21 protein-coding genes and 1 pseudogene are annotated in these 24,139 nt (G+C 59.2%); 17 read left to right on the plus strand and 5 right to left on the minus strand.

Going from position 1 to position 24,139, the window contains the following annotated elements:
* Positions 1-128: 128 nt before the first annotated feature.
* Both QMK32_RS21065 and QMK32_RS21070 read right to left on the minus strand, forming a co-directional pair.
* Positions 129-950, minus strand: coding sequence for an adenylate/guanylate cyclase domain-containing protein (locus QMK32_RS21065; RefSeq protein WP_502943723.1), 822 nt, complete (start codon positions 948-950; stop codon positions 129-131).
* A 152-nt stretch (positions 951-1,102) separates the two neighbouring features.
* Positions 1,103-2,293 carry a Fic family protein gene (locus tag QMK32_RS21070; protein WP_283477238.1) on the minus strand — a complete coding sequence of 397 codons (1,191 nt, stop codon included), beginning with the start codon at positions 2,291-2,293 and terminating at the stop codon, positions 1,103-1,105.
* Positions 2,294-2,554: 261 nt separating this feature from the next.
* Here QMK32_RS21070 and QMK32_RS21075 point away from each other — a divergent pair, with 261 nt between their 5' ends.
* The 3 genes from QMK32_RS21075 to QMK32_RS21085 all read left to right on the plus strand — a co-directional run bounded on the left by QMK32_RS21075 (position 2,555) and on the right by QMK32_RS21085 (position 6,967).
* On the plus strand, positions 2,555-4,999 hold the full coding sequence (locus QMK32_RS21075; RefSeq protein ID WP_283477239.1) for an AAA family ATPase: 2,445 nt from the start codon (positions 2,555-2,557) through the stop codon (positions 4,997-4,999).
* Entirely contained in the window at positions 4,996-5,361 is a 366-nt protein-coding gene (locus QMK32_RS21080; RefSeq protein WP_283477241.1) for a hypothetical protein, read from the plus strand. The genes QMK32_RS21075 and QMK32_RS21080 overlap by 4 nt, the downstream gene beginning before the upstream one ends.
* A 391-nt stretch (positions 5,362-5,752) precedes the next feature.
* Positions 5,753-6,967 (plus strand): exodeoxyribonuclease VII large subunit, encoded by a 1,215-nt coding sequence (locus QMK32_RS21085; protein ID WP_283477243.1) that lies wholly within the window; start codon positions 5,753-5,755, stop codon positions 6,965-6,967.
* Here QMK32_RS21085 and QMK32_RS21090 read toward each other — a convergent pair.
* Positions 6,952-7,233 carry a hypothetical protein gene (locus QMK32_RS21090; protein ID WP_283477244.1) on the minus strand — a complete coding sequence of 94 codons (282 nt, stop codon included), beginning with the start codon at positions 7,231-7,233 and terminating at the stop codon, positions 6,952-6,954. The genes QMK32_RS21085 and QMK32_RS21090 overlap by 16 nt on opposite strands.
* A 32-nt stretch (positions 7,234-7,265) precedes the next feature.
* On the opposite strand from QMK32_RS21090, the gene QMK32_RS21095 reads away from it, so the two are divergent.
* From QMK32_RS21095 to QMK32_RS21130, 8 genes are all read left to right on the plus strand, one after another.
* Positions 7,266-7,577 carry a hypothetical protein gene (locus tag QMK32_RS21095; RefSeq protein ID WP_283477246.1) on the plus strand — a complete coding sequence of 104 codons (312 nt, stop codon included), beginning with the start codon at positions 7,266-7,268 and terminating at the stop codon, positions 7,575-7,577.
* A complete protein-coding gene (locus QMK32_RS21100; protein ID WP_283477248.1) occupies positions 7,574-10,129 on the plus strand; it encodes a TPR repeat domain-containing protein in 2,556 nt (851 codons plus the stop codon). Before QMK32_RS21095 ends, QMK32_RS21100 begins: the two co-directional genes overlap by 4 nt.
* Positions 10,126-10,944 carry a hypothetical protein gene (locus QMK32_RS21105; RefSeq protein ID WP_283477249.1) on the plus strand — a complete coding sequence of 273 codons (819 nt, stop codon included), beginning with the start codon at positions 10,126-10,128 and terminating at the stop codon, positions 10,942-10,944. The genes QMK32_RS21100 and QMK32_RS21105 overlap by 4 nt, the downstream gene beginning before the upstream one ends.
* Positions 10,945-10,987: 43 nt before the next feature.
* Positions 10,988-11,476 carry a YbaB/EbfC family nucleoid-associated protein gene (locus QMK32_RS21110; RefSeq protein WP_283477251.1) on the plus strand — a complete coding sequence of 163 codons (489 nt, stop codon included), beginning with the start codon at positions 10,988-10,990 and terminating at the stop codon, positions 11,474-11,476.
* A 44-nt stretch (positions 11,477-11,520) separates the two neighbouring features.
* Positions 11,521-12,345, plus strand: coding sequence for a hypothetical protein (locus QMK32_RS21115; RefSeq protein ID WP_283477253.1), 825 nt, complete (start codon positions 11,521-11,523; stop codon positions 12,343-12,345).
* A 379-nt stretch (positions 12,346-12,724) separates the two neighbouring features.
* Positions 12,725-13,549, plus strand: a complete 825-nt coding sequence (locus QMK32_RS21120; RefSeq protein WP_283477254.1) for a hypothetical protein — start codon at positions 12,725-12,727, stop codon at positions 13,547-13,549.
* A gap of 277 nt (positions 13,550-13,826) precedes the next feature.
* Positions 13,827-14,624 carry a hypothetical protein gene (locus tag QMK32_RS21125; protein WP_283477256.1) on the plus strand — a complete coding sequence of 266 codons (798 nt, stop codon included), beginning with the start codon at positions 13,827-13,829 and terminating at the stop codon, positions 14,622-14,624.
* Between the two features lie 42 nt (positions 14,625-14,666).
* Complete coding sequence (locus tag QMK32_RS21130; protein ID WP_283477258.1) at positions 14,667-15,155, plus strand: YbaB/EbfC family nucleoid-associated protein; 489 nt, start codon at positions 14,667-14,669, stop codon at positions 15,153-15,155.
* 325 nt (positions 15,156-15,480) lie between these two features.
* On the opposite strand, the gene QMK32_RS21135 is transcribed toward QMK32_RS21130, so the two are convergent.
* Positions 15,481-15,603, minus strand: a complete 123-nt coding sequence (locus QMK32_RS21135; protein ID WP_261392990.1) for a hypothetical protein — start codon at positions 15,601-15,603, stop codon at positions 15,481-15,483.
* A gap of 223 nt (positions 15,604-15,826) precedes the next feature.
* Between QMK32_RS21135 and QMK32_RS21140 the strand changes: the two genes are divergently transcribed.
* The 6 genes from QMK32_RS21140 (at position 15,827) to QMK32_RS21165 (ending at position 23,542) form a co-directional block, all read left to right on the plus strand.
* The gene (locus QMK32_RS21140) at positions 15,827-16,171 is read left to right on the plus strand and encodes a hypothetical protein (RefSeq protein WP_283477260.1); all 345 of its coding nucleotides are present in this window, start codon (positions 15,827-15,829) and stop codon (positions 16,169-16,171) included.
* Between the two features lie 293 nt (positions 16,172-16,464).
* Positions 16,465-17,130 (plus strand): hypothetical protein, encoded by a 666-nt coding sequence (locus QMK32_RS21145; RefSeq protein WP_283477261.1) that lies wholly within the window; start codon positions 16,465-16,467, stop codon positions 17,128-17,130.
* A complete protein-coding gene (locus QMK32_RS21150) occupies positions 17,127-17,588 on the plus strand; it encodes a hypothetical protein (RefSeq protein WP_283477262.1) in 462 nt (153 codons plus the stop codon). The genes QMK32_RS21145 and QMK32_RS21150 overlap by 4 nt, the downstream gene beginning before the upstream one ends.
* 232 nt (positions 17,589-17,820) lie before the next feature.
* A complete protein-coding gene (locus QMK32_RS21155; protein ID WP_186629419.1) occupies positions 17,821-17,991 on the plus strand; it encodes a hypothetical protein in 171 nt (56 codons plus the stop codon).
* 25 nt (positions 17,992-18,016) lie between these two features.
* Complete coding sequence (locus QMK32_RS21160) at positions 18,017-21,919, plus strand: GTPase (protein WP_283477264.1); 3,903 nt, start codon at positions 18,017-18,019, stop codon at positions 21,917-21,919.
* Positions 21,920-23,542, plus strand: coding sequence for a GTPase domain-containing protein (locus QMK32_RS21165; protein ID WP_283477266.1), 1,623 nt, complete (start codon positions 21,920-21,922; stop codon positions 23,540-23,542).
* Positions 23,543-23,704: 162 nt separating this feature from the next.
* Here QMK32_RS21165 and QMK32_RS21170 read toward each other — a convergent pair.
* Positions 23,705-24,070 (minus strand): annotated as a pseudogene (locus QMK32_RS21170) (transposase); the annotation flags it as partial.
* Positions 24,071-24,139 lie beyond the last annotated feature (69 nt).

A 24,139-nucleotide genomic window follows, 5' to 3' on the forward strand; every position in this document is an offset into this window, starting at 1 on the left:
TTCTCGCTGATGTTCGACTACTGAGTCATCAAAAAGTTGTCAGCGACGACGATCGCCGGAACGGCTTTCGGTAGCGTGCGGTTGACCAGATCGCGCGTGAAATGGGACGGAACCCACTGTGCGGCGGTTTATTTGAACGACCGAACGGAGTCGCCGGTAGGGAACTCGACCGGATACAACTGGTGACTACCCTTGATGCCCTTGAGCTCGACTGCCCGCGGTGCGCCGAGTGTGATGTCCTCTGCCGCGCTGATTGCATCTCGCACTGATTCGCTGACGAGAATTTCGCCGCCATCCGCGTGTCCTGCAACCCGCGCAGCCATAGCGACGTTCAGCCCGAAGAGGTCGTCACCTCGGCGCACCGAACTACCCACGTGAACGCCCATGCGCACCCGAATCTGGTTCCATCGGTCGGGGTTCTCGCGCAAAGCCTGCTGTATCTCGAGCCCGCACCGCACGGCTTCAGCTGGGTCGGAGAAGGCGATCATGAAGCCGTCGCCCTGATTCTTTACGACGCGGCCGCCGTGGTCCTCGGCTTGCTTGGTGATGAGCCTGTTGTGTCGTTCGAGTAGTTTCAGCCACCCGCGGTCACCCAACTCTTCGTTGCGTGCAGTGGATCCTTCGATGTCGGAGAAGACGACCACAATGTCACCGTCGGCAATCATTCGCGCCAGATCGGGGCGTTCGACTCTGGCCCACCCCGCAAGGTCTTCGACCGAGTTGCGCACGGTCGCGCCGAAACCTTTCTGGATCAGGGAATCAGCAGTATCGAAGGCCGTCTTGATGGCAAGCGGGGCGAGCCCTCGCCGCCGTCGGCGAGGTGAGTTGCTCCGGGCGCGATCGAGCGCGCTCCGTGTGTCACGAAGCTTCCTCTGGGACACGATGAGGAGAACGCAGAGCCCCACGATCGCGATGAGTTCGACTCCGGCTGCAATTGTCCACAAGGTCACACGGTCATCTTGGTCCATCTGTCCACAACGTGGTGTTCCCCCTACCGACCGAGAACGGTCGTGCGCGCGAGGGCTGGCGTGGGGGAAGCGTGCCGCGCCTCGCTGTCTTCGTCCGAATCGTGCTGATGCCGTGTTGGGCTTACCAGCGGCGGTCAGAGGTGACTTGTCGTGCGCCGGCTGATCGCGTTGCTCAGTGCATCCAATTCGGCGAGCACGTCGGTAGCGGCCCAGACCTGGTTGCGTTTGCTCGTGGAGATGAGTTCGAGGATGCCTGCATCGGTAAGCCGTCCGAGAGCGCGATAGGTGCTGGCGTCGGTAGTGCCAGTGATCTGTTGCGCTATGTCCGCGTTCAGGATTGGCGTGTCGAGGAGACGGAAGACTATGGCTTCGTCTGCGGAATTCGCGCGTGGCGCGGCTAGATGCTTCCAGCGGGCAGGAAGTTCGGAAAGCGCCCTCGCGGACTCTTCTGCAGCCTCGCTGGCGTGAACAGCGGCGGACGCGAGGTACTCGACGAATTCGTCGGCTCGACCTGCGCGGTATTCGGTGAGTCGATCGAAGTAGCGATTGGTGTCGGCGAGAATCACCGAAGCGAGCGGAACCGTGATCCGCCGTGTGAGTCCGCGACGCCGCAAGACAGCGCTGATCAGTGCACGGCCGATGCGGCCGTTGCCATCTGTGAAGGGGTGGATGGACTCGAACTGCGCATGAGCGATTGCGGCTTGGGCAATGATCGGGACGTCGGTTCGGTTCACGAAAACCATCAGGTCATCCATCAGGGCGGGAACTCGTTCGGGTGGTGGAGGGACAAACAGTGCGTTGATGGGGGTGTAGTCGCTGCCCCCGATCCAGTTCTGAACGTCTCGAAGGTGGCCGCTGTCGCGCGCTGCGTAGAAATCTGGGGCCATCAGTAAGCGGTGCGCGTCGAGGAGCGTTGCGAGCGTCATCGGACCACGGCCGGTTGCATCGACCATCGCAATCAGTGCCTTTACGGCGGCCAGCTGGGACAAAGCATCGGTACTGGCTTTACCTCCGACCGATGCGCGACCGAACGCGCGCCAACCGGCGTCGACGCGTTCGATCTTCGACGAAGCTACAGACTCGCTCCGAAGCAAGAAGTCGGCAAGGGGCGCAAGATGGTCGCCGAATCCGGCTTCGAGTCGAGCGATTGCGATGACGGCGGCCTCTTGGGATTGAGCGATGCTGCCGGAAGACGAATAATTGAGATCGCCGATGGGTGGCGGGATCGACACCTCGATGCTTTCGAGCATGCGGTCGGCCTTCGAGCCCTGCCGTTGCTGCGGATTCCATGCCTGCGTCTCATAGCGGTGTGTGGGCCAGGTCAAGGCGGCTCCTCGTCCGAACGTCGAATAGCGGCTTCATTAGTATATTTTGACCCAGCCAAAGTTAGTCAAGAGTGCGGATAGTGCAGGGCGACCACGCTGCCGACAAGCGTTCTTCGCGCACTCGGGCGCCCGTCAGCAGGTGGCGACAGTGATCGAATCCGTCATCGCCTGAGATCATCCGTGGACACTGTGCGAACTGTCGGTGCGATATGGAACTGTGTGGTCTGGTTGGGGAACCGTTCGAAACGACAGGGGAGTGCCGTGACCGGAACCGATGAGGCAGTGGACAGACCGCTCGTGGAGGTCGTGTTCGACGCCATCGACGCAGACAACGAGCTGGCCGACGACGCGAAGTACTTGGTGCTGGCGGCACTCGAAGGATCCGACCAGCTCAGCGACCAGCTCGACGGCGTGACGCTGTTGCAGACTCGGCGCGCGGCGCAGGCCGCCATCGAGAAGCCCGTCGGAGCATTCTTGACGTCCATCGAGGTGGCCGGCTTTAGAGGGATCGGCCCGAAGTCCGAACTGAAACTGCATCCTGCACCTGGCATCACCATCGTCAGCGGACGCAATGGATCCGGCAAGTCCAGCTTCGCCGAGGCACTCGAGTTCGCGGTCACCGGTAAGAGCTACCGGTGGGAGAACAAGGCGAAGCTGTGGAAGGACACCTGGCGGAACCTGCACGAGTCGTCGCAGTGCCAGATCCGCGTCGGCCTGACCATCGAGGGCTCAGAACCCGCCGTCGTCGGCGTCGATTGGTCTGCGGACGCATTGCTCCCCGACAACTCGACGTGGACTCAGATAGGCAAGGCCAAACGTTCGCCCGGCACCGACGGGCTCGGGTGGAAGTCGGCGATCGAGCTGCACCGCCCGATCCTGTCGTACGACGAGATCGGCGGCCTCATCGAGGACAGTCCCTCCACGTTGTACGACGCGCTTGCCAAACTGCTCGGGCTCGACGAGATCGCTGACGCCGAGAAGCGGCTCGCATCGGCGTTGAAGGACGCGAAAGTACCGCGCGGACAAGCGAAAGAAGCGCTGGCGCAACTCAAGCACATTGTCGGAGAATCGGCGGATGACCGGGCCCAGTCGGCCGCAACCCTGTTGAAGAAGCGAGCTCCGGATGTCAATGCGGTGCAGGCGCTCGCGACCGGCTCCGCACCGACGCAATCCTCTGCGCTGTCCGGCCTCCGAGCCATCGTCGGCCTGGCAATCCCGTTGCAGGAGCAGATCGATACCGTCGTCGTGGCGCTCCGGGAGGCGATAGCGGGCACAGTCGACCTGGCTTCCGACGCCCTTGCCATCGTCGAACGGCGCAACGCGCTGCTGACGTCCGCCCTGGAATTGCACGCCGACACCGGCACCACCGCCTGCCCGGTCTGCGAAACCGGGACTCTCGACGACACATGGGCCGAACACGCCCGGACGCGTATGTCCGACGAAGAAGACAAGCTCACGCTCTTCAAGAAGGCTCGACGCGATTTCGAGGACGCTCGCCGAGCGGCCACCGCATTGGTTCAAGACCTTGCCGACGCGGCTGCAATCGACGGCGTCGAACTCCCATCGCTGGAGTTGTACCGAGAGGCCGTCCTGAAGGCCCGGTCTGCGCCTGACGCAGTAACGGAGCTCGCAGAGCACCTCAGCGCGACGTTGCCCTCTGTTGTCGAGTTCGGTGGGCAGCTGCGTCATGAGGCAGCAGCGGCGATCAAAGCTCGGGAAGACACTTGGGCGCCCATTGCGTCACGGTTGGCGTCGTGGGTTCAGATGGAGCAGTCAGCAGCGAAGACCGACGCGACCGTCACCAGCCTGGAAGCGGCCAAGAAGTGGATGACGTCGCACGCCATCGACCTACGCAACCAGCGGCTCGAACCGATTGCCGAGCAGGCGCGGGACATCTGGAGCGAACTCCGCCAGGAGAGCAACGTGGATATCGGTGCGATCAGCTTGGAGGGAGACAACACTCGGCGTAAAGCTGTTTTAAAGGGAACGGTCGACGGTGAACCGTCGGAGGCGTTGTCGGTGATGAGCCAGGGCGAGTTGCACGCATTGGCGTTGGCGCTGTTCATCCCTCGTGCGACGACGCCGAACAGTCCGTTCCGGTTTATTGTTCTCGACGATCCGATCCAGGCCATGGACCCGGCCAAGATCGATGGATTCATCCGGGTGCTGTCGATGCTTGCCGCGACTCGGCAAGTCGTCGTCTTCTCGCATGACGACCGATTAGCTACTGCTATAAGGCAACTCGCCGTCGATGCGCGGTTGCTCGAGGTCACCCGCGAGACCGGGTCGAAGATCTATGTCAAGGAGACTCTCAATCAAGCGACGAGATACGTCGAAGACGTGCGGGCGTTGGTGAGGGACGAGGGCGTGCCTGACGAGGTCAAGCGGCGAGTAGCCCCGGGTCTGTTCCGGCTCGCCATCGAATCCGCAGCGCAGCAGGTGTTCTACTCCAAGTTGCACCGTACTGGTACGGGACGGCAGGACGCGGAGCAGCGCTGGGCGGCAGCGAACAAGACGACGAACAGGCTGAAGTTGGCAGTGCTCGACGATCCCGATGGGAGCTTGGGCGGGTGGCTGAGTTATCGAGCCGAGCGAGGCCCGACGCTCAAGCTCGCCAACGCCGGCACACACGGCGAGGTGGTGACGGTCGATGCCCACGCTGTGAACGATCTGGGCAAAATGATCGACGGGATTCTGGCGTCATGACGACCGCGATTTCACCTGCTTTCGGGCTTCGAAACGCGGAGCGATTGCTCGACGGAACTGTCGGTGCTGCAGGCAGTTCGGCGCGCCTCGCCGCATTCCTCGCCAGGCAAACGCTCGAAGAGCTGGTCGACGGGCGGTGCCGAGCCGTGGGTGTGGATGTTCCCGGTGCGAACATGCGCTCGAAATTGGTGATCCTGCGGTCACTGGACACGACAGAACGGGCCGACGCGGCTGCGGTCGCGTGGAACAGACTGAGCAACGTCTGCCACCACCATGCGTACGAGTTGTCGCCGACGGTGGCGGAGGTGCGTGATCTGTGTGGCGTGGTGGCCGTGCTGCTCGACTCTGGTCCAGGGGAGTAGCCCAGTGTCCAGCCGCATTCGGCGTGCGGGCGGAAACCTGTCAGAGGCTTCGGCTAAGTTTCCCGGAAAGACGGCAACCGGGGGGTAGCGCTAGATGGAAAGTCGAACTGACCACGACTACGTAGGAACTCTTGCACGCTTGCACGACGAGAATGCTGGCATCCTAGGGCGTCCTGCGGTCGACCCGACCATAATTGTATCGACTGCAGCCGCGAACATTCTGACTTCGAGAACAGTCGTACGGGGAGAGTGCAGGAATGTGTACGAGGTCGGTCGAGGGTACCGGTTCACGCTTTGCACCGACCAACACAACGGCGCGGTCGAGGCTCGTATCGACCCTAAACAGGCCAGACGAATCTCGACGTATCTCGAAAATCAATGTGCCAGTTCTTTGGCCACGCATATTTCGATAGGGCACGAGGTGACCCTCGAAGGGGCAACTCGCCTGGACCCGGCGTCCGGAAAGCTATTTCTCGACGTCAACCGAGTGGGCCCGAAGTTCGCGAAAGTTGGCAATCTCTCGCGCGCTGACGAGGCACGACGGGAGGAGCTCGCACTCTTGGGCGCAAGCCGCTATCGAATGTCGAGCAACCTCGAGCATCACGTCAGGTATTCAGCGATCGACATTCCGTGGCCGGCCAACCTTTCGAAAATTGTCGTCATCTCCTCTCGCGGATCGTTTGGCGCAGACGATCTTCTTCGTCAACTCGATACCTGCCGTGACTTCAACTACGTCGTGGACAACAACGTACGTGTGGAGGGAAGGGGCGCTGCAGAATCACTAGTGAAAGCCATCAAGAAACAGGCAAGCTCGGATGCTGACCTCATAGTGCTCGCGCGAGGTGGGGGTAGGTTGACGGCATTGTCGCCTTTCCACGATCTAGAGCTTGCAACGGCGATCCTTCAGTCCCCAGTGCCGATCTTTACCGCAATTGGGCATGCAAAAGACATGACCCTGGCAGACCGTGCTGCAGCTGCATCGTTCATTACGCCGACCGGCGCCGGCAATGTCCTGTGCGCGCGACCCGCCGCCCTCCGAAAGAAGCAGCAGCAGAAGAAGCGATCGTCGAGCGAGTCTCTGACACTGCACGCGAAGAAACCTGACGTAGTGGACGGTGACATTTATCGTCGGGTATTGAATGATCTCGAAGTGACGAGGACCGCGCACGTTCGATTGAAGGCCGACTACAACCGGTGTGTTCAATTGCATCGAACGCAGCTTCATCTTAGTGGGTTCCAGCGAATGCAACTGCGTAGCAGGATGATTGCTACCACCCTTGTCGCCACAATCCTGTGTGGGTTTCTGGGGTTGGGGTTGGAAGTCGGAGTATCCGCATACTGGGGAGCGCTGATGCTTGGTTGCGCGGCCGGCGCAATCTATGTGCTCAGGGGGCCGCGTCGTGCGCTGGAGCGCCCAATCCGAGCGCAAAGTTTGACTGCTGAGGAGTGGTACGCGGCCGCCGAGAATGTGGCCACGCCGCGTCGCTTTCGTACGCTCTGGCCTGGATGGCAGAAACCAGTGGGGGAGGAAAGCCAGTTTCGATATCGCATTCTCGACGCTGAAGGTCCCCATGCGGGCGCGCAAGTGCGTCAGACCGGGCGGTAGCCCCGTCGTGACCGGTAGTCCCAGTCCGACGAACCCGCAGGAATCCGCACGTGGAATAGGCCCAGGTTGTTATCCCACGGGTTGTCCTGCGGGCCGTCCGCGGCGGTCGGAGCGCCAACGAGAACTGCACCGAGGGCGAGCGCCGAGACTGTGAGGGGAGGCGGGAACTGAAAACTGCTTACCGGCTCGTAGTTGTGGCAGACTGCTGCCTTGGCAAAGCCATCACCGGGGTGCTTTCGCCGAATGCTGGCGAATGTGGCGGCCACACTGTGAAGTAACTCTTGGGGGAGAGAATCTGTTGGGGGAATTGCTGGGAGCGGATCTCGATGAGATCAGGTCGCTGGGGGCACAGCTGAGTGTCAAGGCGAACACGGTCGCGGACATCGCGGGGCCTGCCAAGGTGAGCGTTGGAGCTGTGATGATGCCCGATGCGGGTATCGATGATCTGCTGGGTCGGATAGTGACGACGTTGGAGACCGCTATGGCCAAACACCGCAGCGCTGTGCAGGTCCTGGCCGATGGGGCAACCTCGTCCGCGGCCACTTACGAAGCGGTCGAGGAAGCGTTCAGTAGACAGCTCGGCTCGTTGATCGAAGGACTCGGGCGGTGACGACGCCGACGATCCCCCAGGTCGAATCGTGGAAACCGCTGACGTTGGTCACGGCAGGAGAGGCGATGAAGTCGGCGGGGATCGCTCTCACGGATTGCCTGGCGGAAGTGGACCTCGCAGTCGACAAGAGTGCGAGTACTTGGCGAGGGGATGCCAGCGCGGCCGCGTCGATGCGTGCGGTATCCGAAGTTCTCACTGCTTCGGCGTCGAAGCGCGCCACGGACATCGTCGGGGACGCTCTGATCAGCCAGGGTCAGACGATCGACGCGTCCCGTTCGGTGATAGTCAACACCCGGGACGCGGCAGTCGATCGCCACGGCATGTCTGTGGGACTTGATGGAACTGTCTCCAGCCCAACCGTTCCCGGTACGGACGGTGACGTCCTCCGCCTGGTGCTGCAGGGCCGACTCGACCGGCAAGCAGCAGACTTCCAGGTCAGCCTGAAAGAGAATTTGGCTTACTGTGGATCTGCTCTGACGGCATTGAAATCGGCGGTGGACGGCGGTCTGGCCGACCTCGAACAACACGGTGGGCCCGGCGGTACCAGCCTCGGTTCGGTAGAGCTGTCGGGCGAAGACGGCAAGGAGATCGGCACCCAGATCCGAGACGCCGTCGACGACGGTGAGCCGATCCCCGCGGACGTACTCGCGGAACTCATCGAAGACCTGCGTGCCACAGGTGTGGAGCCTGCGCAGCTTGAGGCATACCTCAACGGTGATACGGCAACGATCCCGGCGAGCACCCAGCAATATTTGAAAGAGTTTTATAACACTGCCGGCGTCGACGGCTTCTCTGCCGCAAGCCAACAGCTGCAATCGCAAGGTCAGGCGGGGCAACAGGCGGCAGCCTCACTCGCCAATGGCGTCCTGGTGTTGTCCAACGAGAAGGTCGGCACCGGACGCGATGCCGACGGCAATCTGACGGGTGCAGGTAGTTACGAAAACTTGCCGCAGGACATGCGCGACCTCATTTCGACTCGTCCAAGTCGCGGTATCGACGGCCTGGACAGCAACGCGATGACGTATCCCGGTGCCGGTCCGATCATGGACGACCAGAAGAACTTCGTCGAGGGCCAGACGAAACTGTTCGACGCTTTGGCGTTAGCCGAAGCGGGCAATGAGCCCGGGACGAAGATGTCGACCGAACTGATTCGACAGGGCATGCACGCGGCGTCGATCGATGCCCATGGCGGAGCCCTGCCCTTCAGCAACGAGCCCGTGGACAATCCTGGTCATGCGGAAACCCTCGAGAAGGCGATCGAGCTTGGTTCCCGTAATACGGACGGCGTGCGCGCGATTCTCACCGGCGAAGGAGGACCAGACATCCTCGGATCTGAATACCACGCTGATACTGCAGTGATGCCGTTGCTTCAACGCGACGACGGAACGGCCATGGCATCTCTCACCGATTGGATTCCGCGCGAGGCACACTCGACCGCACCCGAAGGGACACCGGAATACGAGAACTCGGTGCGCGCAGGGTCCGCCGCCCGAGGCTTGGCAGAGATTCTGGCCAGTACCGAATCATCCGATGGAACAAACAATTACACGACACTTTTATCCGGTGAAGGGAAGATCGGGGAGGGGACTGCAGGCCAGGTCGCCGAAGCCCTCGCCCCCTTCGTCGGCGACATGACCGGTATGACCAGCGACCTCACACAGACGCATGGATTCGGTGACTTCGGTGGGAGTGAAGATTTCGGAGGTGGCCCTGTCGAACCGCTACGTGTCTTCACCATTCTGGACTCCGAAGATCAGTCCAGTCAGATCATCAACGGCACTGCACTTGCCGAGAGCCTGCGGATGGATCGGATGTTTGCGACAACCGGATACAGCAACCTCGGTGACCAGGCCTACCGCTTGCAGTGGCTCGTCGATCACGGTCTCAGTACCGAAATGGACCAACGCGTGCACGACGGGCTCGACCAGCAGGACGCAGCCGAAGCACGGAACTCGAAGTTCACCGCGGCGTGGACCGCGGGGCAAATCGTTGCCGGTGGAATGGGTCCGGGAGGGATTGCCGTCGCAGCCGGGTCCGAGTTCTTGAAGCCCTATGTACTGTCTGTAGATGACCTCGACTCGCCATTGGCACGCGAGATTGCCTTTGATTCATCGCAATTCGGCTTCGACGGCGAGGGTGGTAAGTACGTGGCCAGCGACTGGGGTAGTGCAGATTACAGAAGGTTCAACATCCTCGATGCCCTTGTTCATAACGGCGCGATCGATATCAACGACGTTCCTGACGTGTACAAGAGCGAGAGCGGCGAATCGTTGCTTTCCTACTCCGATGTGGCAAAGGCGTTCTCGGAGTCAGGGGGGACGGATGGATTTCTCGCCAACCAAAGCGCCATGCGGTTGATCGCCGATGGCGGGATCTCCGATCTCGATGAGTACACGCGCAATGCGACGGGTGACGGCCAACAACATGCTCTCGAGTTGACAGTCCGGCCACTCGGAAACAACCCGAGCAGCGCAGAAATTCTGCAGTGGTTGGCTAGCGACGATTCGTCCAGTGACCCAAAGAACAAGTGGCCGTGGAAGATCCTCGGATGAAAACGACTCGACTCATTCCCCTACTTTGCGCCGTACTGACCACGTTGATTGTGGTCGCAGCGTGCGGTTCTGTCGCAGACGACGGCCCAGTAACAGTGACAACGTCCGTGTCGCCTCAGCCGTCATCCGACGGTTACGAGGTTTCCGATCGCCTTCGCGACGCGACAATGGTGTGGTCGGCGGAACCGGGCGTAGACCTCCTCTCTTTGGAAGGGACGTTAATCCGCGCATCGGAAGAGTCGTTCGTAATCGGACTGATGCTCGGTCTCGATTACGCCTATTTGGGGTTCGCGAAGAGCTCGGGCAGCCTGGGTGGTGGCGGCATCTTGGGCGGGTTCCGGGACGACACTGGACAGGGCCCGTTCGCAGGAACGATTCACGGACGTATCCAACAGATCATCCCAATCAACGGTGGTTTCGACGTCCTGTCATGTGTTCTAGCGGTCGGCCTCGACAGACAGCTCGACGGAAAGTACGTCCCGTCCCGACTTACCGGCGGGGAGGGCAGTGAGCAGCGCTCTCGCTTCGTTCGCACTGGCGAGTCCTCAACAGCAACTTCGCCTACACCTCCACCTTCGGTGTCGTCTCCCGACTTGTTGCATTGGCAGGCGCCGTCAGGCAACGAATTCGTGGGGTGGGAGATCGATGGTTTCATCGATCAAGATCCATCCACATCGAGGAACGGTCGTTGTGCGCCGTGGGCTCGATCACTGTACCCGGATGCGCCAGTGAAGATTCCGCCTGACGCGTACGCCCACGACAACCCACCTCCGGTGGAGCCTGCGTACCCAGGATGGCCCGGCAATCGCAATTAAACACGCTCAGAACAACATTCGTGCGAGGTAGGGGGTAACCGCTTTGATTCGAGAGGAACTAGGCGCCAAAGTCCGTCGGCTTCAAGCGGCTGTTGCTGAGGTTCACGGCCACACGCACCTCGACGGTGTCACCATTCGGACCGACGCCAACGGTCGACTCACCGAACTCACCTTCGGCCATGATGCTTGGGGCCGTGGACCAGAGGTGCTGGCCGACACGATCATGCGCGCGTACCGACAGACTGCCGACGATGTCCGACAACGTTCGACGACGATCATGGCTGAACTGCGGGACGACCCAATCGTGGCTCGAATCGCAGACGTGACTATCGGCAACAGCCCAGCGGCTGAAACCCGCGCTGATCAAAGACCCGCGTATGTGACGCGTGAATCGCTATCTGGAGAGCTGTGTCAGTCCGACATGGCCATCCTGGAAAGTCAGAGTTTCTCAGGACACTCTACCGGCCACCGCATTACTGATGAGCGGGACGATGTTGACGGTTACTTCGGGCGTAAGTCGTGGTTGGAATAGTCCCAAAGCCTGTCAAACAACCAGTGGCCGTGGGAGATTTACTAATGAGACAGCGAAGTCGACGCGTGCGGATGGTAGTAGCCGTTCTGCTGACGATCCAGATTGCGGTGACAGCGTGCGGGTCTCCTGTCGAGGACAGTTCTATCCAACAGACGTCGTCGACGTCGCGTTCGTCCGGCTCCGACGTCTATGAAGTTCCAGATCAACTGCGTGATGCCACTATGGTGTGGTCCGCAGAGCCGGAGGTCGACCTCTTTTCTGCCGAGGGTACTTTGATCCGCGCCGCCCAGGAATCGATAGCTATTGGAGCTACGGTTGGCTTGGACTACACATATCGAGGCTTCGCGGCCAGCGGCAACTACAAAGGCGGGGATTCGATATACTCAATCTTCGAATCCGCGACCGGCGACGGTCCGTTCGCGGGAACGATTCATGGTCGTATTCAAAAAGTTAATCCAAGTGATAACGGATTCGAGGCGTTGACGTGCGTGCTGTCGATCGGGCTCGACGCCCTCGAGAACGGCAAGTACTCGCCGTCGCTCCTGACCGGTATAGCGGGAGAAGAACTGCGCATACGCTTCATCCGCACCGGCGACAAGACAACGACAGCACGTGAATCCATACCGTCGTCCATCCAGGAGTCCGAGAATTTGCATTGGCAGGCACCTACCGATAACAGGTTTGCCGGGTGGGAAATCGACGGATTTGCTGATGTTGAACCTGGCACGGCGGAAAGTGGTCGTTGCGTTCCATGGGCGAGATCACTGTATCCGGACGCAGAGCCCATCGTCTCTCGTGAGGCATACGCCCGAGACAACCCGCCCCCCGTTCAGCCGGCCTACCCGGGATGGCCGGATAGTGCCAGTTAACTACGCTCAAAACAAGATTCATGCATGTTGGGAGCGGATCTCGGTGAGATCTGGTCGCTGGGGGAATGGCGCCGGGGAGGAATCGCCGTCGCAGCTGCTTCTGAGTTCATGAAGCCCTACGTACTGTCGGTGGATGATCGCGAAGCGTCTATGAGCCGCGAGATCACGCTTGACACATCGACATTCGGATTCAATGCAGCGAAAGCGGAATTCCGAAGCTCGACGAGTACACACGCAACGCGACGGGGGACGAGCAGTGGGATCAGCTGGCAATGGTGAGTCGGCCCGAAGAGAAGAGCCCAACCAGTGGCGAGATCCTGGCTTGGCTAGCAAGCGATGAATCGTGACATGACCCGAGAAGCAGAGTGAGGATTCACGGATGAGCGAAGGAGGGCGAATCATGCGTTTGGCCGCCGCTGTTCTGTTGGCAATGCTGGGTGGTGTCGCAGCGTGCGATTCAACCACCGAGCACGGTGGGGCGCCAGCGACGACGTCAGGCTCACATCGGCAGGCCACAGATGTCTATGAAGTTCCTGACCAGATCCGTGACGCAACGATGGTCTGGTCTGCTGAACCGGGTATCGATCTCCTTGCAACCGAGGGAACACTGATTCGCGCTGCTCTAGAGTCCTTCGCTATCGGGTCTTTGGCTGGGCTCGACTACACGTATTTAGGTTTTGCAGACAGTTCGAACAGCGTGGCCGGCGGCCCGCTGTATTCACTGTTCCGAGCCGACACCGGACAAGGTCCGTTCGCGGGGACGCTTCACGGTCACCTCCAGCAGATCGTTCCCACTGAGGCTGGCTTTGACGTCATTTCGTGCGTGCTTTCCGTCGGCCTCGAAGTGAAAGTCGACAGCAAATACAGCCCGTCGGGGCTCGCGGGCGGTGAGGGAGGTGAACTACGTTCACGGTTCATCCGCACCGGTGAGCCAGCGAAATCACCAGTGGTGACACAACCATCGTCTTCAACAGGTCCGGATAGTCGCCACTGGCAGGCGCCCACGGGCAATCAGTTCATCGGCTGGGAAATCGACGGTTTCACCGACAGGGATCCGACCACTTCGGGGAGCGGTCGATGCGCCCGGTGGGCGCGATCGCTATACCCGCACACGACTTCCGCGATCGCCCGTGATGCTTACGCCAGAGACAACCCACCCCCGGTGCAACAGGCATACCCCGGTTGGCCCGACAGCAGCCACTGAATTGGTCCAGAACAACACCGTGCTCGGTAGGAGGAATGGCTTTGACTCATAAAGAACTCGATAAGGAAGTTCGACGACTTCAACTGGACGAGTGCGCACGCAATGCTACGGGGGATGAGCAGCGGTATCAGTTGGCCGCGGCGATTCGACCCGAAGGAAACAACCCGAATAGTGGAGTAATTGTGGACTGGCAGGCAAGCGGTGAATCATCTCGTGACTCGAAAAATACTTGGCGAGCGGAGATCTACGGATGAAACAGCGAAACCGGCGGGCGAGTATGACAACCGCAGTCCTGCTGACGATGCTGACCGCGGTTGCAGCGTGCGATTCTGTCGACGACGGCGGCGCCGCTCCAGAGACAACGTCGATGTCGCCTTGGCCAGCGATTGATGTTTACGAGGTTCCTGATCGCGTGCGCGACGCCACGATGGTGTGGTCCGCAGAACCTGGTATCGACCTGTTCTCGGCTGAGGGAACGGTTATCCGCGCCGCCGGAGAGTCGCTCGTCATTGGGCTGATGGTTGGTCTTGACTATAGATATCTAGGGTTTGCGGCCAGTTCGAACAGCGAGGCAGGCGGCCCGCTGTACTCGCTTTTTCAGGCCGACACAGGACAGGGTCCGTTTGTCGGTACAGTCCACAGCCTTATTCAACAGGTCGTCCCGACGGTCGCTGGATTCGACGTACTGTCATGTGCGCTTTCCGTCGGCCTCGACGTACTCGTAGACGGAAAGTATTCGCCCTCGCGGCTCACCGACGGTGACGGACAAGAGCTTCGCTCGCGCTTTATTCGCACCGGCAACCCCTTGACGTCACCTGCTGCGCCCCAACCAACGTCTTCACCGGTAGGCGATGCCCTGCACTGGCAAGCGCCCGCAGGCAACCAATTCGGCGGTTGGGAAATCGATGGCTTCATAGATATCGATCCGGTCACGTCTGGGAAGGGTCGTTGCGCCCCGTGGGCGCAATCGCTCTACCCAGACGCACCACGAATCATCACTCGCAATGCCTATGCCAGGAGCACCCCACCACCAGTGCAGCCGGCCTACCCAGGATGGCCCGACGGTAGCAACTGACCACGCCCCAAACGACTTACGTGTCCCTAGGAGACAATCGCTATGACCCGCGAAGAACTTGGTGCCAAAGTTCGACGACTTCAACGGGCTGTGGCCGAAGTTCAGGGAAACACGCACCTCGACGGTGTCACCATTCGGACAGACGCAAACGGTCGACTCACCGAACTCTCGATCGCTCACGACGCGTGGGCACGCGGGCCCGAAGCGCTGGCCGATCTGATCACGCGCGTGTATCGGCTTACCTCGCAGGAAGTCCAGATGCGTTCGACCGCGATCATGGCCGAACTCCGCGACGACCCAGTCGTGGCTCGAATCGCAGACGCGGCTATCGGCAACAGCCCAGCGACTGAAACCGGCGCTGATCAAAGAACCGCGTCTGTCACGCAAGAATCGCTATCTGGAGAGCTGAGTCAGCCCAACCCGGACAACCTGGGATATCAGAGTTTCTCAGCGCATTTTTCCGGCCACCGCATGATTGATGAGCGGGACGATATTGACGGGTACTTCGGGCGTAAGTCGTGGTTGGAATAGTCTCAGTGCTAGCAGCGAAGAAGCCTTCCGCACTGGCGGAGTCGAAGCATCCGACACTTTTGAGCTCGACGCATAGTTGAAGACCGGGATCTCAACTTGTTGCGGTTCGAGATGGCGGACGACTGGACACCGGAACAGGAGCTACAGAATGGCTTTCGGCGGCAGGTAGTTCGTCTATCGCTCGTTCCCGCTCGTTGGACGCCGTTGAACTCTCGTCGGTGATACCAGACGCGTCGTCACTCGTCGCGCATCTTTGCTCGTCTCGAGCGCCGCTGGTGGTCGTTCGTGAAGGGCGCCTTACGAAGTCATCGGCGCTGCAGCACGATCAGTTCGGAGAGTGCGTCTTGTGCGCACAGTGAAGTTGCTGCTCGCCGAGATCGTCGGAGCCGCGTAGGGCAGCGTCCGACACGAACGCGTCGACTTCGGTGAACAATCGATTGACGGTCACTGATACAACCGGATCCACTCTTACCGGCCAGTCCTTCTCTTCAACAACGGATGATCGACGTGCCGGGCGGCTATACCTGTCCCGACACTAAGGATTCCCGTTGGGCTATGAATGACAAAACCCGCACCGGATGGAACCAAACGTGGTCGACGTGCGTCGAAACCTACTGGAGCGAGTATCGCTCGTGCGCGCTGAAACTGACGTACCAAATCGGGAGAATGCAATGGTGAGTGACGTAGGCGGAGGAACTGCTATCCCCTTGGAAGCAGATCCAGCAGCGATGCGTTCGACGTCGAGTGAGCTCCAGACCTATGTCTACTCATTGACCGACTCGGCCTCGACAGTGAACTTCGATGTGCAGTCGGTTGCAGGCTCTCAGCTGGCATCCGTGCTGGCGCAGGTTCGCCTGGTTGTAACGGCCAGCGTCGAAGCACCGTCGAAACGATTGAAGCAGTTGTCCGAGAGTATCGACGACTGTGCATCCGGGTATGAACAGACCGACAATGAGTTCGCGAGTTCGTTGCTTGGACTACTCCCTGGTGGAGAAGTTGGTAGACCAAGCTTGTGAGAAGCGCTCCGGGGAAGACCACCGTTCTCGGTTGGGGCCCAGAGAACGTCCTTGCAGAAGCATCTGAACTTCGTCGCCTCGCGGAGGTCTTGGACGACCTAGCACCCCGCCCGAGCAAAGTTATGGAATCGTTCCGCGTATCGCATACCTGGAGCGGCAATGCACAATCAGCTGCTGAGGATTGGGCAATAGCTGAGTCGGACCGCATTCAACTGGTCGCGCACGCGACGCGATTCTTGGAGTCAGCGGTAGTTGAGGGAGTGACGCGATTCGCGAATGCCCGTCAGCAGGTGGTGACGGCGATCGAGTCCATTGAGATAGCGGGGTGGGTGGTTACAGAGGATTGGGCGATCTCGGGCGACGGCACAGATCCAGCTTTGCGGGAAGAATATCAGCGCAACCTCCGTCGATGCCTGAGCGAATTGCACAGAAGCGATGCGGAGGCCGCGCGGTCGATCGATCACGCTTTGAAAAAATTCGGAGCTGGGCCGGATCTGCTCGGATTTGTGCCTGTCGTAATCGGACTTGCTTTCGTTATCGACGCCGCGGTCGCGGCCTTGATCTCGGCTGGGCTCGTGTCGGCGGGCGCGATCTTGTTTGCCCTGGTCGATGAGTTCGGGGTCGATGCGTGGGACACGATTGAAAGTGCTGTCCCAAGTATGTTTTTCGAAGACGCTGGCCCGGTTGGTGCTGATGGCGTAAGGGACCAAATTTTGGACGGGACGGTGCCCGGGCGGAATCAGCCGGTAAGGCAGGTGGACACCGACCAGCAACTGAGGGATCTATGGGATTCACTGACTACCGAGGCGCGACTTGCGGAGGGCGACAAGTATCCAGGAAAAGTGATGGAATTGCCTGACGGCACTAAAGTCAGGTTGCGTGAGTCCAGCAGATCGGGCGGTGCCACAATGGATATCACGTATCCAGACGGAGGAATAGCGAAGGTGCACATCGCATGATAGATAAACGACTCGAGCACTTTCTGCTGTTCGAGATGTCGGATGACTGGATGCCTGTTGGCGCGTTCGCCTCATTGATACGTCGAATCACACCGGCCGGCTACTCGAGACAAAGAATTCTCGAAGTAATCGCCGAAATCGCAGCGAAGGGGCAGCTCCGTTTTGGTGGCTGGGCAATGAAAACCACTCAGACTTGGGAGCCATGGGGGGTCTCCGACGAGGTTGCTATCAGTCGAATCGCCAACGGGTTCGAGGGCAGTCCCGGTGTGTTGAACGCAACTGACAAGGAGTTGGCGAACACCGAAGTCTTTCGTGCCGATATCACCGATGCCGGTCTCGCTCGCTTGGCCGAGCTGGGGAATCCGTACGAGATCTATGGGGATCCGTGGGAGGGTCACCGGCTGATGGCGGCTGAAGGTGACTTTGCGCGATGGGACCATGAGCAAGGTCAGGGCTGACTGAAGTCCGTGCCCCATTAGTTGGACGGCAACGAGCAGCGATCGGTTCCATCGTTACTGGACCACTTCTCATAGCGCTGGATGCACCTGCGCATCTGTGCCACTGTTGGCCTGGCGGTCTCCGACGTTAGAGGTGTCGCAGCCCATGGATCGTGGACAGTGTGCGAACTGTCGGTGCGATGTGGAACTGTGTGGTCTGGTTGAGTCCGTTCTAGTCGACAGGGGAGTGCCGGTGACCGCAGCCGATGAGGCCGTGGACAGACCGCTCATGGAGGTCGTGTTGGATGCCATCGACGCAGACAACGAGTTGGCCGACGACGCGAAGTACTTGATGCTGGCGGCGCTCGAAGGAACTGTCCAGGTCAAAGACCAGCTCGACGACGTCGGGCTGTCGCAGCGATAGCTGGACAATCGTCGAAAACTTCGTCATGAATCGATTGGCGATTCAAATCCCGCCTTCTGTGGTGCAGCGGCGCGGCCTTAGAAAGGCAAATATGGAAGAGACTGGACCGGCGTTGCAGCATGCCGTCGAGCAGGCCGTGCGTAGTGGTGAGCGAGAGTTGGATCGTCTCGATTTATTGGCCGACTCACTGATCGGTCAGTTTGCCGCAGTGTCTGATCCTGCTACGGTCGCTCCGGTTAGTGCAGGACTGACGGTTGAGCTTGCTGAAGCTGCCGACGGTTTCGCAAGTAGCATTCGAAATCACCTCATTGAGCAGCGCCGGGCCCTGTCGACGTTCAATGTCGCCTTCTTCGGCAGAACAGGTGCGGGCAAGAGTACGTTGCTTTCTGCGTTCGGTGGGCTTGACGGTGGCTACGTATCGCCTGGTGAAAGCGATTGGACCACAGACGTAACGGAAATCGCATGGCATGGATGTCGGCTCTGGGATACGCCGGGAATCAACGGCTGGGGTCGTACTCAGACGCGGGTTGACCTCGAGGAAACTGCACGGCGCGCGGTCGAAATTGCCGATGTAGTTTTGCTGTGCTTCGACAGCCAGAGCCAGCAGGCATCAGAGTTCGCGAAAGTAGCTCAGTGGGTGCGTGCCTACGGAAAGCCGGCAGTAGCCGTTCTGAATGTGCGTAATCTGCGATGGCGTCACCCGGATAAAGTGGCCAGTCATGCCGCACGGCATTCTTTGTCTCGCGGCGTCGGTGAACATGTAGACAACATTCGGACTGAATTATCCAAGATCGACCTTCCGCGTACACCGGTCGTTGCTGTCCAGAGTCGCCGTGCCCTGTTCGCTCGCGCAAGTACACCGTTCAAAGGCCCGGCGGAAGCGAACTTCTTGTCGGATCGCAAAAAATTTGGCACTGAGTACTTGTCTCGTTGGTCCAACTTCGGCGTACTCGAGGAGTTGCTCATTGCGTCGATAGTTGAAGGAGGGTCCGACCTCCGGCAAACGTCCTTGCGGGAGGGGTTGCGCGAGATGCTCGATGCAAAGGCTAGCGAACTCGATCAACTAGGACAGGCGATCGATCCGCGGATCGACGCTGTGGAACGTCGGATTGCGCAGCTTCTGGATGTCTTGGGGTACGTCGAAGGGGACGAACGCGCACAATATCTCAGTGGTGACAGCCCGGATCTGCTGTCTGCCCTGGAAGGAGCTCGGGGTCGGCCATTTACGGCGAGCGCCGAAGGTTCGCTGGATCGGCAGATGAATCGTCTGATCACTTTTCATCTGTCGGGACTCCGTGAAGACTCCATAACTAGGGCCAAAGGACTTGTGGAAGCTGTCTTCGACGAAGACAAGCAGTTTAACCAGGAAACCTTTCAAGAGGTAGTCTTCACGATGTCTGCCATTCAGACCGCGGTGGAGAGCATGTGGAAGTCCAAGGCTTCGTTCCTCTTGCGGGAATTGCAATTGGCCAGTGCTGATGAGGCGCCCGATATCACCGGGACTGCGACCGACTCGGCGAATCTGGATAGCAAAGCGGGTGGGTTGACATCAAACCTCGCACGGTCGATGCAAATTGCCGGCATGGCCGCCGGCGCCGCTTCAGGCGTTGTCTTTCTACCCGCTGTGGCCAACTTTTGGAATCCTGTGGGGTGGGTGGGTGTAACCACATCCGTCGGCCTCGGGGCAGTGTCTTTTGTCAGTCGTTTTGCTGGAGATCGTATTGCAGCCAGTACTGAAAAGCAGGGTGCAGAAGCCAAATCAAAGGCAATAGGTGAATCCTTGGCCGCAGTGCATAAAACTTATGATCGAATTGAGCAAGACTTGCTGGTCGAGGGCCGTAGCCTGTCCTGGCAGATGGCTGAACCGATTTTGACGGAGCTACTCAAAGAATCGCTGTCTTTGCGTGGCGAAAAGGCTGCTGCGGGACAGCTGACTGCGAATCTTCGTGAAGTATCGGCGACCTTGCCGGTAACGGTGGACGTTGGAACGGTTATGGCGCGCGCGCAAGATCGCGTTCTGGCTGATCGGTTGGGGGTCATGCTGCAGGACAACGGTTCTAGACATTCGGAAGTCGAAAGATCGGCGTGTGGTCGCAAGGTCTGGTTGGGTGAAGATTGGTTCGAATACGACAGCGGAAACATGGATGAGGGCTCGTTGGAAGCTTCGCGTTTGCCTGTGTTTGTCGAGCAAGACAATTCTGATCGCACGGATCTAAGTCAGGCCTTGACGGATGCCTGGGACATGCCATCGAGTGACTCTGTTGCCGAGTTGATTCGGGAGATCGAAGTTGCTTCCAGGACCGATGCACAGCCCGTCAAAGTTGCGTCGGTTCAGGTGGTCACAAAACCGACAGTTGTGGTGCTCGGAGACTACAGTTCCGGCAAGTCGAGCTTGATCAAACGCCTTCTGGTGGAGATGAGCGGCAAAGTTCCTGAGAACTTACATGTGAGAGGTAGCGCGACAACGAGTTCGGTTGAGCGCTACGACCTTGGACATGTGCAGTTACTCGATACCCCCGGGTTCCAGAGCGGTAATCATAACCACGACGCACTAGCTCTTGCGTCGGCCGGCGACGCTTCGCTGATTCTTGTTGTGCTGCACGTCAATCTCCTTATCGGGGATATGGTTCTGCTTCAGGACATTGTCCAAGGGACGCGAAGTACCATCGCCAAGAGCAGCCGAATAATCTATCTGATCAATCGTTCCGACGAATTAGGCGTCGATCCCACCGCAGCACCCGACGACTTCCTGCTGCTGAAACGACGTAAGGAATCGGAACTCATAGCGGCATTGGCCTCGCGTGGTATCGAGGTCGATCCGACTCACGTGCACACGCTATCCGGTGACCCGTTCGGGGAAGTAGGCGCGCGCACGGATATCAGTCGCACAGACTATGCCCACCACAGTGATTGGGATGGCGTTGCTCCGCTTGTTCGTATGCTTGATTCGTTCTCGGGCAAGTTGGGGCGTGCGGGGGTAATCGGCGCTCAGCTTGATGCAGCATTGAATGCAATGTTAAACGAACGCAGTCGAATTGAACAAAAGATCATGGATCTCGAGTGCGAGACTACAGCTCGCGGTTCGGTACAGCAGTCAATCAAGAACAGTTTGCAGGATTCCGAACTCTTGGAAGCGTCGGTGAGGGAGCGGGCACACCGCATCGTTGCTCCGCATGCGAATGCGGCTAGGGCGAAGGTACAAGCCGCAGGCTCGGACGAGATCGACAAACTTGGTTCCACGATGAATTCCTGGAAGTTCAACAGTGAACTCGAATCTGATATAGGACAGTTCTGGATCAAGGCGCAGGCAGAGATCGAAGACTGGTTGCGTATTCATGCCTCGACGATTGGCCGTGAGATAGCCTCTGTTGATTTCGTATCAGCGTTACGCCTCGACGACGGCCTCGACGGAATTCACTCACCGGCCCTGGACGGAACCGTACTCGCGGCCAACATCGCCAAGGGAGGCGCGAATTTAGCGAAGGTACTGGGAAACCGTGATGCTATCTACGCGATTGGCAAGAGCGTCGGTGTCAAATTTAAGCCCTGGGGAGCTGTGAACGCCGCCAGTAAGGTCGCCAAGGCTGCGCCGATCCTGGCCGCAGTAGGTGTGGCAATAGACGCGACCACGATGATCAAAGGTGAAGTTGCTCAGAAAAGCAGGGAGTCAAAGCGTCGGGAACTAGACGGAGACATCGCACATGCGGCAGACGAACACGTCAAGTTGATATTGCACGGGGCGGCAGAGGACGGGTTGATACCGATCCTTCATGGGTGCACACGTTCACTTTCTGATTACGGCGAACTGCTCGAGGCCGAGCAGGCAGTGACGAACGCTGAGAGGGCGGCGTTGACGGCATCACATTCGGAGATCGAACAGTTGCTTGCCCGAACTGAAAATTTGCGCCAACACGAACGGAGAGCATGAGTGAACGATATCGAAATCCTGAAGGCTAAAGCATGGCTGGCGAACGTGCCAGGAGGGTCACTCGCAGATGGCTATCTCGAGCGCTGGCAGCAGTTCGCATCGACTGAGCTACCAGTCGTCACGGTATTCGGCTCTTACGACACGGGAAAAAGCTCGCTGATCAGGCGACTACTGGTCGATAATGGTGTACCGGTGCCGGAATGGCTGACAATCAGTGCTCGGCATGAAACCTTCGGCGTGAACAGTGTTGAGTGCGCCGGTGCACTGTTGCGTGACACCCCAGGCTTGGCAGTCGGGGCGGACGACGTCCGCGGGACATTGAACACCGAACTTGCAAGTGCGGCCATAAGCACAACTGATATTGCGATCGTCACCGTCACACCACAATTGGCAACCGGGGAATACGAGTTTCTACGTCAGATCGTGGAGAATGGGTGGACTCCGGAGAACCTGTGGTTTGTCATCTCCCGATTCGACGAAGCCGGTATCGACCCGGACGACGACCTTGACGGATATCGACAACTGGCAGCACGGAAGTCGTCGGAATTGGCGAGTTCACTGAAGCTCTCGTCAGCGCATCCAGTTCATGTCGTATCGCAGGACTTCGCTCAGATGGCTGGGGGCACGCGAGAGGTCGGTGCCGAGGTGTGGGACGACTCGCGTGCGTGGGACGGTATGGACGCACTCGGAGAAGCGATCAATGAAGTCGTGTCCGGTGATGTGGTTGCCCTCAGGGTTTCTACCGAGCAGCGATATTGGAGGCAGGCTGTCCTGCTCACGGTGAACGAGCTGAAGGACCAGCTTGCAGCGTCTGCACCGCTGCTCGTTCAGGCTGATATTGCGTCCACTCGCCGCGAGCAGTGGAAAATTTCACTCGACGATGTGGACAATGACGCGAGAGCCGATTTAAAGGGGACGCTGGGCCAGGCTGTCCGTTTGGCGTACGCGGGAGGGGAACACAACTCGGCGAATGTCGTAAAGGACTTGCAGTCGGCGCTCGACGGTTGGTTCAGGAAGCACGAGCGAGAACTTGATCGGCTCCTCCAGGATGTGGTGAGAACCGACGTGCGGCAGCGAAATGAGCCCTCGTGGAAGAACTTGGAGGAACTCACAGCACGCGTCACCGCGGACATCAACGAGGAACCGGAAGCGCAAATCGAGGCGTTGGCCCCGCATCTCAGAAAGTTCGGACCATTGCTCATCGATGGTCTCCGCGAATTCGAAAAGAGCCAAGCAGGCGGTTCATTGAAGAAAGTTCAGGCCCGAGGTGTTGCTACGCAGGTGGCCAGCAACTTCGGGTCTCTCGGCAAGGGTTTGGCTTTAGCTTCCGCACTGTTGCCGCTCGCTGTACAGATTGTCGATGCGATCGATGATGCCCGGGCTCATCAAGCCGTAGCAGTTCAAGGGCGCCGATCACTGAACAGTCACACTGACAATCTGACTCAGGAAGTGAGCGCACTAGCTCTTAATTCATGGGCGGAAGTACTTGCCGAAGCACGCAACGAAATCGGTCAAGCGGCAGCACAAGCAGAGCTATCTGACACCCTGCATGATTCGGCCGAGAGGTTGCGCGCTGCGATCGCGGAGGTCGAAGGGATTCTGAATCCTCGAAAAGAAGCTTGACGATCCACGATGGACGGCAGATGCTGTACTGATTCCTTGGCTAGAGGGCGGAACCCGTGCGGGGGAGCGGATAACCTGCACGGGTTCGGGCTTGAAAATATTTGAACGGTATTGGACGAGCTAACCTCAATCTTTCAGGTCCTTGTGCCGGATGCGTGGGTGTTATCGGCTACCTGGTAGTGACGGTCGGTGTCCTCCGAGAGAGAGCATGGCCGAGGAGATGAGCGCTTCGGTATGGACGAAGCCGAAGGCGATACGAGTGAGGAGTCGGATCTTGGTGTTCATGGATTCGACGAGTCTGTTGGACACTCCATGTTCGATGGCAGCGAAGATTCGTTCGCGGTGCCCGACGATGCGACGTTGCAGCATGACGAACGATTCGATACGGCTGCGTCGTGCCCACTGAATCCAATGTTCGAGTGCATTGGCGGCCTCGTCGGCGTGGGGTTTTGAAGACGGTGCGTAGGCCTGTTTGATCAGTTAGGCGCGGTATAGGCCAGGATCGGCTGTGGCGATCCACTGCAGCTTCACGCGTTTGTGGTCTGTCGTCGGCCATGCCCTTGGTCGTACTGGCGTGTCCCCGGTGAACGACGCCAT

The organism is Rhodococcus sp. H29-C3, assembly GCF_030063405.1.
Lineage (GTDB): Bacteria > Actinomycetota > Actinomycetes > Mycobacteriales > Mycobacteriaceae > Rhodococcoides.